Source organism: Streptomyces sp. N35 (assembly GCF_016464295.1).
Taxonomy (GTDB): domain Bacteria; phylum Actinomycetota; class Actinomycetes; order Streptomycetales; family Streptomycetaceae; genus Streptomyces.
In genome coordinates, this window is record NZ_JAEIMH010000112.1 from 1 (window position 1) to 11011 (window position 11011).

The 11011-nt window shown below is 71.9% G+C and carries 11 protein-coding genes; 10 read left to right on the plus strand and 1 reads right to left on the minus strand.

Features of this window, described 5'->3' with window-relative positions:
- Positions 1-114 precede the first annotated feature (114 nt).
- From JAO81_RS37520 to JAO81_RS37530, 3 genes are all read left to right on the plus strand, one after another.
- On the plus strand, positions 115-969 hold the full coding sequence (locus JAO81_RS37520; protein ID WP_199552480.1) for a MaoC/PaaZ C-terminal domain-containing protein: 855 nt from the start codon (positions 115-117) through the stop codon (positions 967-969).
- 61 nt (positions 970-1030) lie between these two features.
- Positions 1031-2107: a Zn-dependent alcohol dehydrogenase gene (locus tag JAO81_RS37525; protein ID WP_199552481.1), complete on the plus strand. Its 1077-nt coding sequence runs from the start codon at positions 1031-1033 to the stop codon at positions 2105-2107.
- Between the two features lie 34 nt (positions 2108-2141).
- On the plus strand, positions 2142-3092 hold the full coding sequence (locus JAO81_RS37530; RefSeq protein ID WP_199552482.1) for a 3-oxoacyl-ACP reductase: 951 nt from the start codon (positions 2142-2144) through the stop codon (positions 3090-3092).
- Between the two features lie 171 nt (positions 3093-3263).
- On the opposite strand, the gene JAO81_RS37535 is transcribed toward JAO81_RS37530, so the two are convergent.
- The gene (locus tag JAO81_RS37535) at positions 3264-4343 is read right to left on the minus strand and encodes a hypothetical protein (RefSeq protein ID WP_233416484.1); all 1080 of its coding nucleotides are present in this window, start codon (positions 4341-4343) and stop codon (positions 3264-3266) included.
- Between the two features lie 326 nt (positions 4344-4669).
- Between JAO81_RS37535 and JAO81_RS37540 the strand changes: the two genes are divergently transcribed.
- From JAO81_RS37540 to JAO81_RS37570, 7 genes are all read left to right on the plus strand, one after another.
- Positions 4670-5710 (plus strand): ABC transporter substrate-binding protein, encoded by a 1041-nt coding sequence (locus tag JAO81_RS37540; protein ID WP_199552484.1) that lies wholly within the window; start codon positions 4670-4672, stop codon positions 5708-5710.
- 125 nt (positions 5711-5835) lie between these two features.
- The gene (locus tag JAO81_RS37545) at positions 5836-6669 is read left to right on the plus strand and encodes a class I SAM-dependent methyltransferase (RefSeq protein ID WP_199552485.1); all 834 of its coding nucleotides are present in this window, start codon (positions 5836-5838) and stop codon (positions 6667-6669) included.
- On the plus strand, positions 6666-7640 hold the full coding sequence (locus tag JAO81_RS37550; RefSeq protein ID WP_199552486.1) for a saccharopine dehydrogenase family protein: 975 nt from the start codon (positions 6666-6668) through the stop codon (positions 7638-7640). The genes JAO81_RS37545 and JAO81_RS37550 overlap by 4 nt, the downstream gene beginning before the upstream one ends.
- Positions 7630-8238, plus strand: a complete 609-nt coding sequence (locus JAO81_RS37555; RefSeq protein ID WP_199552487.1) for a TetR/AcrR family transcriptional regulator — start codon at positions 7630-7632, stop codon at positions 8236-8238. Before JAO81_RS37550 ends, JAO81_RS37555 begins: the two co-directional genes overlap by 11 nt.
- A gap of 191 nt (positions 8239-8429) precedes the next feature.
- Positions 8430-9281, plus strand: a complete 852-nt coding sequence (locus JAO81_RS37560; RefSeq protein WP_199552488.1) for a Nif3-like dinuclear metal center hexameric protein — start codon at positions 8430-8432, stop codon at positions 9279-9281.
- Positions 9278-10021 carry a zinc ribbon domain-containing protein gene (locus tag JAO81_RS37565; protein ID WP_199552501.1) on the plus strand — a complete coding sequence of 248 codons (744 nt, stop codon included), beginning with the start codon at positions 9278-9280 and terminating at the stop codon, positions 10019-10021. Before JAO81_RS37560 ends, JAO81_RS37565 begins: the two co-directional genes overlap by 4 nt.
- A 12-nt stretch (positions 10022-10033) precedes the next feature.
- On the plus strand, positions 10034-11011 hold a 978-nt coding region (locus tag JAO81_RS37570; RefSeq protein WP_199552489.1), incomplete at its 3' end, for a bifunctional RNase H/acid phosphatase.

Consider the following 11011-nt stretch of genomic DNA (forward strand, 5'->3'; position numbering starts at 1 on the left):
CTCGATCTGGCCCCCGGGGGGGGGCCGGGGGGGGGCGCGCCCCCCCCCTCCTTCTTCCACGCGCGTGACCGCGACCGTTCACGCGCATGAAACAGCCCAAGGAGCAGCGTCCCCATGCCCATTGATGCCGCAAAGGCCGTCTCCTCCGAGCCGCGCAGCACCGACCTGACCTGGGACCACAAGGACATCCAGCTCTACCACCTGGGCCTGGGTGCGGGAATCCCGGCGACCGACCCGGACGAGCTGCGCTACACCCTCGAATCCAAGCTGCAGGTCCTGCCGAGCTTCGCGACCGTGGCGGGCGGCGGGATGGCCGCCGCGGGCGGACTCTCCGCGCCCGGGATCGACGTCAACCTCGCCGCGGTCCTGCACGGCGGCCAGAAGGTCACACTGCACCGGCCGATCCCCGTCAAGGGCAAGGCGGTGCAGAGCTCGACGATCCCGGCCGTGTACGACAAGGGCAAGGCCGCCGTGATCGTGATGCGCTCGGAGGTCACCGACGACGAGGGCCCGCTGTGGACCTGCGACACCCAGATCTTCGTCCGCGGCGAGGGCGGCTTCGGCGGTGAGCGCGGACCCTCCGACCGGCTCGAACTGCCCGCCCGCGCACCGGACAAGACCGTCGAGAAGACCATCCGCGAGGACCAGGCGCTCCTGTACCGCCTCTCCGGCGACTGGAACCCGCTGCACGCCGACCCCGAGTTCGCCAAGCTGGCCGGCTTCGACAAGCCGATCCTGCACGGGCTGTGTTCCTACGGGATGACTTTGAAAGCCATCGTCGACAGCGTGCTCGACGGCGATGTGACCCGGGTGCGCTCGTACACCACACGCTTCGCGGGTGTGGTCTTCCCCGGCGAGACCCTGCGGATCCGCATCTGGCAGCTCGACGGCAAGGTCCAGGTGTCGGTGACCGCGGCCGAACGGGACGACGCGCCCGTGCTCGCGGACACCGTGGTCGAGCACTCCTGATCCCCGTAACTCCCTCACGTACTAAGCCTGTTCCGCACCGCATCCGAGAAGGAGCCGCACCATGCGCGCAGCAGTACTGCACGAGATCGGCCAGGACAAGCTGGAAGTGCTCGACGACTTCGAGACCACCGGCTTCGGGCCCGGCAAGGTGAAGATCCGGGTGCGGGCCACCGGCCTGTGCCACTCGGACCTGTCCGCGATGAGCGGGGTGCTGCCGCAGCCCGGCCCGTTCGTGCCCGGGCACGAGGGCGCCGGCGAGATCCTCGAGGTCGGCGAGGGCGTCACCAACGTCAAGGTGGGCGACCGCGTCCTGGTGTGCTGGCTGCCCGCGTGCGAGACCTGTCCCGCGTGCAAGCGCGGCCAGAAGCAGCTGTGCCTGGCCGGGTTCATGAACGCCGGCATCCCCAACTACAAGCGGGCCGGCGGTGATGTCTTCGGCTTCGCGGGCACCGGCACCTTCGCCGAGGAGACCGTGGTCGACGCGCGCTGCGCCGTGCCGATCCCGGACGACGTGCCCTTCGACATCGCCGCGCTCATCGGCTGCGGTGTCACCACCGGGCTCGGTGCGGCGATCAACACCGCGGACGTCGCGGCCGGTTCGTCGGTCGCCGTGATCGGCTGCGGCGGCGTCGGCATCTCCGCGATCCAGGGCGCGAAGCTCAAGGGTGCCGCCGAGATCGTGGCCGTGGACCCGGTGGCCTCGCGGCGTGAGGCGGCGCTCAAGTTCGGTGCCACCAAGGCGGTTTCGCCCGAGGAACTGGGCGACGCCAAGCAGAGCGTCACCGGCGGCGAAGGCTTCGACTACGTCTTCGAGGTCGTCGGCAAGTCCGCGACCGCCCGCAAGGCGTACGAGACCACCCGCCGCGGCGGCAGCCTCATCGTGGTCGGTGCGGGCGCGCTCGACGACTACCTGCAGTTCAACATGTTCGAGCTGTTCTTCGACGAGAAGAAGATCCTGCCGTCCATGTACGGCGGCGGCGATGTCCTCGCCTCGTACGAGCGGTCCATCGCGCTGTGGCGCGCGGGCCGTATCGACCTCGAAGGCCTGATCACGCACCGCGTGCCGCTGAGCGAGATCAACGAGGCGATCGAGCAGATGCGGACGGGTGTCGCACTGCGCACCTGCATCGAGATCTGAGCCCGCTGAACCGATTGTCTACGAGGGGACTTTGATGTCACAGCAGACTGGCCCGCTTGCCGGCCTCTCCGCGATCGTCACCGGCGCCGGACGCGGCCTCGGCCGGGCCGAGGCCCTGGAACTGGCCAGGCTCGGCGCGAGCGTCGTCGTCAACGACTTCGGGCAGCCGGGCAGAGACGGTTCCGGCGAGGCCTCGGCGACCCCCGCCGAGCAGGTCGTGGCCGAGATCGAGGCGGCGGGCGGCCGGGCCGTCGCGCACCTGGGCGATGTCGCCGACCACGAACAGGCCCGTCAGCTGGTGCAGTTGGCGATCGACTCGTTCGGCAAGCTGGACATCCTGGTCAACAACGCGGGCATTCTGCGCGACCGGATGGTCTTCTCGATGTCCGAGGACGAGTGGGACTCGGTGATCCGCGTCCACCTCAAGGGCCACTTCAACACGACGCACTTCGCCTCCGTGCACTGGCGCGAGCGGTCGAAGGCGTCCGGTGGCCCGGTCTTCGGGCGGATCATCAACACCTCGTCCGAGGCCTTCCTCGCGGGTTCGGCAGGCCAGCCCAACTACGCGGCCGCGAAGGGCGGCATCGTCGGGCTGACCACGTCCTCCGCGCTTGCGCTCGGCAAGTACGGGGTCACGGCCAACGCCATCTGCCCGCGTGCCCGCACCCGGATGACTGAGGACGTCTTCGCCGGCTTCCAGGAGCCGACGGACGGCGGACTCGACAAGCTGGCGCCCGAGCACGTCGCCCCGCTCGTCGGCTACCTCGCCTCACCGGCGGCCGCGAAGGTCAACGGGCAGCTGCTCGTGGTGCACGGCGGGATGGTCGCGGTGGTCGAACGGCCCAAGGTGGCCGCGAAGTTCGACACCGCCAAGGAGGTGTTCACGTACGACGAGCTCGATGAGCTGATCACCCCGTGGTACGAGGACCGCCCGGCGGGGGAGACCTTCGCCGCGGCCGAGGTGCTCGGGCTCAAGCACGGCTGAGGATCTTTTCGCCGTACGTGGAGGGCCGGCCGGCATCGCTGCGGCCGGCCCTCGCGCGTGCGGATCAGCGGGCCGCGCGCGGGTCGGCGACCCTCGCGTGCGGCTCAGCGACCGTCACGCGCGGCTCAGCGACCGTCACGCGTGCGGCTCAGCGACCCTCACGCGCGCGGCTCAGCCGCCCGTCAACCGGCCCGTCAGCAGGGCCTGTTGCAGCGGTACGGGCCGCAGTGCGCCGCTCGCCGCCGGCTCGGGTCCGGGCTCCGCCGCGACGGGTGCGGGCAGGCACTCCGGCTCCGGTGCGGCCGGTGTCACCCGCGCGAGGCCGCACGGGGTGTCCTCGGTGACGTAGGGCAGCAGCAGCTCCTGGCCCGGGGACCACAGACCGCTGCCCAGCCAGCCGTACGGTGCCGCGAACTGCTGGGTCCCTCGCCGCTGAGGCGACCAGATACCGGCCCAGCTGCCCGCCGCGCCGTCGATCCTGAGCGCCACCGCGCAGGCCTCGGGGTTGAGGACCTGGCCGGGCTGTATGGCGAACGGCGTCACCACGCAGTCCTCCAGGCGCAGCCCTTCGGGGAAACGTATCGGCAAGGTCGAACCGAGCTGGCCCCAGCCGATCCGGTCCTCGCCGGGCGCGTTCGAGCGCACCAGGACGAAGCCGCTGCCGGGGTCGGCGAGCAGCAGCCGGTCGTCGGAGTCGTCGCCGATCTGGAGCAGCGGCGAGACCTCACCCCCGCGCTCCAGATCGACGGCGACCGTCTTCGTACGCCCGTCCAGGTGCTGGTCGAGCGCGAGCATCCGCCCGGTACGGTCCAGCCACACCCCGCCCGAGCAGCGGCCCGGCACCTGCGCGACCAGCTCGGGTCCGAACGCGCCGCCCGCCACCAGCCAGACGGAACTCGACCGTTCACCGGGTGCGAGCGCGTACGCCGGGCTCCCGCTGGGCGAGGGCGGCAGCAGTGTCAGCTCGGCCGTCTCCACGGCGCCGAGCGGCAGTTGGCCCGTACCGGGACCCGTCGGGTAGAGGAGCGAGAACATGTGGCGGCCGTCCGCGAGGCGGTGCACGAGCACCCGTCCGTCGGCCAGCGGCAGCACCTCCGTGTCCGGCTCCTCGGGCTGGTCGAGCGGCAGCGGCACCACATAGGGCTCGGGACTGTCCAGGCTCCAGCGCTCGGGGCACCAGACCTCGCCGCGCGGTGCGAGCCGCGCGGCATAGGAACCGTCGGCCGCGATCGTGAACCCCGGACGCCTCATCACACCAGTCCCATCGTCCCCAGGGACCGCATCCGTCGCACACGCCGTCGTCGTCATCCGGCCTTCACCTCCGGTGACGAAAGCTAGTTTTCGTACGCGCTGGCGTGGGACGCGCCGCCGCACGCTTCACACCAAAGGGTGGCGATGTCCTGATTCGCCTGAGAGACGGGAGGTCCCTGTGCTGTTGCCCTGCTGTCGGAAGCGTCACAGGGGGTGGCTGTGCCTTCCGTTGCCCCGGATGCGTAAGGTGAGGGTTACCTAAGCAAATCCTGTGTGCGCACCTCCCCGGCGTAAGGCCGTGTGCGCCTCGCCTTTATGGAGCGTCGATGTCCCTTCGCCGCCGCGGCACCGCCGCCGCAGCCCTCGCCGTAGCCGCCGCGCTGTCCCTCGGCGCCTGCTCTTCCTCCGACGCAGGCGGCGACGGATCGAAGAAGTCGGAGAACGGCGCGGGCAGCAAGAAGGTCGCCACCGGCGGCGAGGACTTCGCCAAGGCCGCCGAGGGCACCGCGAAGATGGGCACGGGCGCCAAGCCCGGCGAGGTCCCGCGCACCATCACGCACCCCCTCGGCAAGACCCGGCTCAAGGCGCAGCCCAAGCGCGTCGTGGTGCTCGACGTCGGCGAGCTCGACAATGTCGTCTCGCTCGGCATCAAGCCCGTCGGCTACGCCCCCACCGAGGGCGACGACGGCATCCCCGAGTACCTGAGCAAGGCCGCCGGCAGCCCGAAGGACGTCGGCACGATCAACTCCCTCAACCTGGAGGCGATCGCGGGCCTCAAGCCCGACCTGATCCTCGGTTCGCAGTTGCGAGCGGAGAAGCTCTACCCGCAGCTCTCCAAGATCGCCCCGACCGTGTTCTCCATCCGCCCGGGCTTCACCTGGAAGGAGAACTACCTTCTCAACGCCACCGCGCTCGACAAGCGTGCGGAGGCCGAGGAGAAGATCGCGGAGTACGAGGAGCAGGCCAAGAAGCTCGGCGCGGACCTCGGCGAGAAGAAGCCGACCGTCACGATGCTGCGCTACATGCCGGACCGCATCCGCCTGTACGCGAAGGCCTCGTTCATCGGCACGATCCTCGAGGACGTCGGCGTTCCGCGCCCGAAGAACCAGCAGATCGACGATCTGGCGACCGAGATCAGCCCCGAGAAGATCGACGAGGCCGACGCCGACTGGATCTTCACCGGCGTCTACGGCGACGTGAACAAGACCAAGCGCGACACCGCCGAGGACAACCCGCTCTGGAAGAAGCTCGGCGCGGTCAAGAACGGCCAGGCGAAGGACGTCCCGGACGAGACCTGGTACCTGGGCCTCGGCGTGACGGCCGCCCACGAGGTCCTCGGCGACCTGCGGGGCTTCCTCGTCAAGTAACGCCCGCATTCCCTGAGTTCACCGTCCCCGGCCGCCTTGTGCGGTCGGGGACGGGTGCGTTTCCGCGCTCTGTCCTTCATTCTGAACGCAGGGTCATGGACGCATGTTCATTACGGGAGGCCGAGATGGCGCAGATCGCCAACGTCCAGCAGTCCGAAGCCTGGAACGGATACGAGGGCGAGCACTGGGCCGCCCACCACGACCGCTACAACGCGATCAACGGCGGCTTCAACGCGGCGCTGCTCGACGCGGCCGGCATCGACGAGGCGAGCCGCGTGCTCGACCTCGGCTGCGGCGCAGGACAGACCACCCGGCTCGCGGCCCGCCGCGCGCACGCCGGGCGGGTGCTCGGCGTCGACCTGTCCGCACCGATGCTCGCCCGCGCCCGGGCAACCGCCCTCGACGAGGGCATCGGGAACGTGGCCTTCACGCAGGGAGACGTCCAGGTCTTCGGCTTCGCCGAAGGGGAGTTCGACGCCGCGATCAGCCGGTTCGCCGTGATGTTCTTCGCCGACCCGGTGGCGGCGTTCGGCAACGTCGCCCGGGCCCTGCGCCCCGGCGGACGCCTCGCGTTCCTCAGCATGCCGGACGTCACCGGCTCCGATCTGGGCACGGTCCTCGCCGCCGCGCGCGAGCACCTCCCGGCCTGGCACACGACCCCGGACCCCGAACGCAGCGGACCGATGTCGCTCTCCGACCCCGACCGCGTCCGCACGATCCTCGGCAAGGCGGGCTTCGGCGACGTATCGATACGGCGGATCGAGGCGGCGGAGACCTGGGGGCGCGACGCCGTGGACGCGGCGGAGTTCTTCACCGGCTGGGGTCCGGTGCGCCACCACCTCGCGGGCGCGGACCCGGGCCCGCTGCGCGCCGCCCTGACGGACGCGTTCCGTCGCTTCGAACGCGACGGCGCGGTCCGGCTCACGGGCAGCGCCTTGCTGGTGGAGGCCGTCCGGTGAAGCGGATCCTGCTCATCGGCGGATACGGGGCGGTCGGCCGGGAGACCGCGGCCCTCCTGTCGCGGTGGTACCCCGGCGCCGTGGTCGTCGCGGGCCGCAACCCCCGCGCGCTGCCCGGCACTTCAGCCGTACGACTCGATCTGGACGATGCCGCGGACCTGGAGCGGGCGCTCGACGGCACCGACGCCGTGGTGATGTGCGTCGACCACGACAACGCCCGCGTGGCCAGGGCCTGTTTCGTACGGGGCGTCCACTACGTCGACGTGTCCGCGGACCACGAGCGCCTCATCGGCGTGCAGCGGCTGCACGGACTCGCCGTCGAGCACGGGGCGGGCGCACTGCTCAGCGTCGGCCTCGCACCCGGCATCACCAACCTCCTGGTCCGGCAGGTCGGCGGCGTCGACGTGCGGATCGGGGTGCTGCTCGGCTCGGGCGAGGCGCACGGGCCCGCCGCGCTGGCCTGGACGCTCGACGGGCTCGCCGAGTTGGGGCCGTCCTGGCGGATGCGGTTCCCCGCCCCGTACGGAAACAGGAAGGTGCACGGCTTCCCGTTCTCCGACCAGTACACGCTGCCGCGCACCTCGGGGGCGGCACGGGTGGCGACCGGCATGTGCCTGGACTCGCGGGCGATGACCACCGTGCTCGCCGCCGCCCGGCTGCCCGGCGTCGCGCGGCTGCTCGCGGCGAAGCCCGTACGGCGGGCGCTGCTCGCCTCGTTGAGCCGGGTGCATCCCGGCGGCGACGGGTTCGCGGTGACCGCCGCGTCCGAGGGGCGCAGCGCGTCGTTCGGCGGCCGGCTGCAGAGCCGGACCACGGGCGTCGTGGCGGCGCTCGCCGTACGCGAACTCGCCGCCCTGCCGCCCGGAGTGCGGCATCTGGACGAGGCCGTGGAACCGGCCGCGTTCCTGGCGGAGGTGGCGCGGTGGGACGAGACCGGGGCGGCTCACTACGATCAGGTCGATGTCACCTAGGAAAGCGGCCGCGCTGCCGGACGGCGGGAGCCTGCGCGACCATCTCATCGCGACCGCCGAGCGCGTCATCGCCGAGCGCGGCACCGTCGGCCTGACCGTGCGCGCGATCGCCCGTGAGGCCTCGGTGGCCGACGGAGTGCTCTACAACCACTTCGCCGACAAGGAAGAACTGCTCGCCCACGCCCTCACCGCCCATGTGCGGAAGGTGGAGCGGGGGCTCGGCACACTGCCCGAGCCGGGCACGGGGACCGTCGAGGCCAACCTCAAGGCGTACGTCGCGTACGGCCTGGCCATGCACCGGGCGATCCTGCCCGCGTTCACCGGCTTCTTCTCCCAGCCGAAGGTGCTCGCGCGGTTCGCCGAGCTCGGCGGACCGGGCGAGGACTGGCGCGACCGCCTCGCCGGCCATCTGCGCGCCGAGCGGGACCTGGGCCGACTGCCGCGCGGGGCCAGGACCGACGCGGCGGCCCGGATCATCGTGGGCTTCTGCCATGAGGTCGTGATCTCGGCGCTGTTCGACGAACGGGCCCCGGCCGAGCCGGCCCCGGAGGCGGTGGACGATCTCGTGGCGGTGGTGCTGCGGGGGGTCGCGGGCTGACCTGACGGTCGTCCCGGCTTCCCCGGCCCGCTCGGGCGGCCGGTGACCGGGTCCGTCCTCGCCCGTGTGAGGTCTCCGCACAGGCCGTGCGAGCACCTGCGTACATCCCCTGCGTGCACAGGGTGGCCGCAGGTCCGGATCCGCTTCCCCGCGAGGGGCCGACACCGCCGCGGCCCAGGTAGCATCGCTGCGTGCCCCGCCTCCACGAAGTCCTCACCGCGCTCGACGCCCTCTGGCCCCCTGACCGGGCCGAGTCGTGGGACGCCGTCGGGACGGTCTGCGGGGAGCCGGACGCCGAGGTGGACCGGGTCCTGTTCGCCGTCGACCCGGTGCAGGAGATCGTCGACGAGGCCGTGCACCTGGGCGCCGGTCTGCTCGTCACCCACCACCCGCTCTATCTGCGCGGGACCACGACGGTCGCGGCCACGCACTTCAAGGGCCGGGTCATCCACGACCTGATCAAGAACGACATCGCGCTGCACGTCGCCCACACCAACGCCGACACCGCCGACCCCGGAGTCTCCGACGCCCTCGCGGGCGCCCTCGACCTGCGCGTCGTGGGCCCCCTCGTACCGGATCCGACGGACGACAAGGGCCGCCGCGGACTCGGCCGGATCTGCGAACTGCCGCACCCCATGCCGCTGCACGAGTTCGCCGCGTACGCCGCGGGGCGCCTGCCCGCCACCGCGCAGGGCATCCGCGCGGCCGGCGACCCGGACAAGGTGATCAGCACGGTCGCCGTCAGCGGCGGCTCCGGGGACAGCCTCTTCGGATACGTGAGGGAAGCGGGCGTGGACGCCTTCCTCACCGCCGACCTGCGCCACCACCCGGTCTCCGAAGCCGTACAGCACACGTCGCTCGCGCTGCTCGACGCCGCGCACTGGGCCACCGAGTGGCCCTGGTGCGAACAGGCCGCGGCGCAGCTCGACGAGATCTCCGACCGTCACGGCTGGGGCCTTCGGGTCCATGTCTCGAAGACGGTCACCGACCCCTGGACCGCCCACGCGGCCACCACCCCGACGACAGCAGGAGCCCCCAACTGAACGCCGCGCCCGCCGACCAGATCCGACTCCTCGACGTCCAGGCCCTCGACCTGCGCCTGTCGCAGCTCGCCCACCGGCGCGATGCGCTGCCCGAGCACGCCGAGATCGAGTCCCTGAACAAGGACCACACCCAGCTGCGCGACCTGCTCGTCGCCGCCACGACGGAGGAGGGCGACTGCGCCCGCGAGCAGACCAAGGCCGAGCAGGACGTGGACCAGGTGCGCCAGCGCGCCGTCCGCGACCAGCAGCGCCTCGACTCCGGCGCGGTCACCAGCCCCAAGGACCTGGAGAACCTGCAGCGCGAGATCGCCTCGCTCGCCAAGCGCCAGGGCGACCTGGAGGACGTGGTGCTCGAGGTCATGGAGCGCCGTGAGTCCGCCCAGGAGCGCGTGGCCGAACTGACCGAGCGGGTCGGCTCCGTGCAGGGCAAGGTCGACGACGCCACGGCCCGCCGTGACGCCGCGTACAAGGAGATCGACGGCGAGATCGCCACGGCCACCAAGGAGCGCGAGGTCGTCGCCGCCTCCGTACCGGACGATCTTCTGAAGCTCTACGACAAGCTGCGCGCGAAGGAGGGCGGCGTCGGTGCGGCCCGCCTCTACCAGCGCCGCTGCGAGGGCTGCCGCCTGGAGCTCAACATCACCGAGGTCAACGAGGTCCGTGCCGCGGCGCCCGACGCGATCGTGCGCTGCGAGAACTGCCGCCGCATCCTGGTCCGCACCTCGGAGTCCGGGCTGTAAGGGTTCTCGCGCATGCGCTTTGTGATCGAGGCGGACGGCGGGTCCCGGGGCAACCCGGGGCCCGCGGGCTACGGTGCGGTCGTCATCGACGGCGACAGCGGTGAAGTGCTCGCGGAGCGCGCCGAGTTCATCGGGATCGCGACGAACAACGTGGCCGAGTACCGCGGTCTGATCGCGGGGCTGCGGGCGGCCTTCGCGCTCGACCCGACGGGCACGGTGCGGGTCCGCATGGACTCCAAGCTCGTGGTCGAGCAGATGTCGGGCCGCTGGAAGATCAAGCACCCGGACATGAAGCCCCTTGCGGCGCAGGCCCGTTCGGCCTTCCCGGCCTCCTCGGTCACCTATGAGTGGATCCCGCGCGAGCAGAACAAGCACGCCGACCGCCTCGCCAACGAGGCGATGGACGCGGGCAAGCGCGGCGAACAGTGGGACGCCTCGGCGTCCCCCGCCGACCTCGACACCCGGGCGGCGCGCAATGTCGCGGCGGGCGAATCGGGGGTGTCGGCGGCGACCGGACCGGGGGTGTCGGCGGTGGTGGAACCGGCGTTGTCACCGGGGCCCGAACCGGCGTTGTCAGTGGGTCCCGATAGCCTGAAAGGGGCTCGGCCCCCGGGCGGGAGGGGTCTGTCCAGCGCTCTGGCCGGCCCTCTCTCCAGCCCCGCGCCGGCCCAAGGCTGGTCCGCCCCCGACATGGGCGCCCCCGCCACCTTCGTCCTGCTCCGGCACGGCGAGACCGCGCTCACGCCCCAGAAGCGGTTCTCCGGCAGTGGCGGCACCGACCCCGTGCTCTCCGAGGCCGGGCTCGCGCAGGCCGAGCGGGTCGCCGCGGCGCTTGCCGCGCGCGGCACGATCGAGGCGATCGTCTCCTCCCCGCTGACCCGCTGCCGCCAGACGGCAGCGGCCGTCGCCGTCCGTCTCGGCCTCGACGGGGGTGGGGGAGGCGGCCCGCGGGGGACGGACATCGGGGGCTTCGCGGGGCTGGCCCTCGCA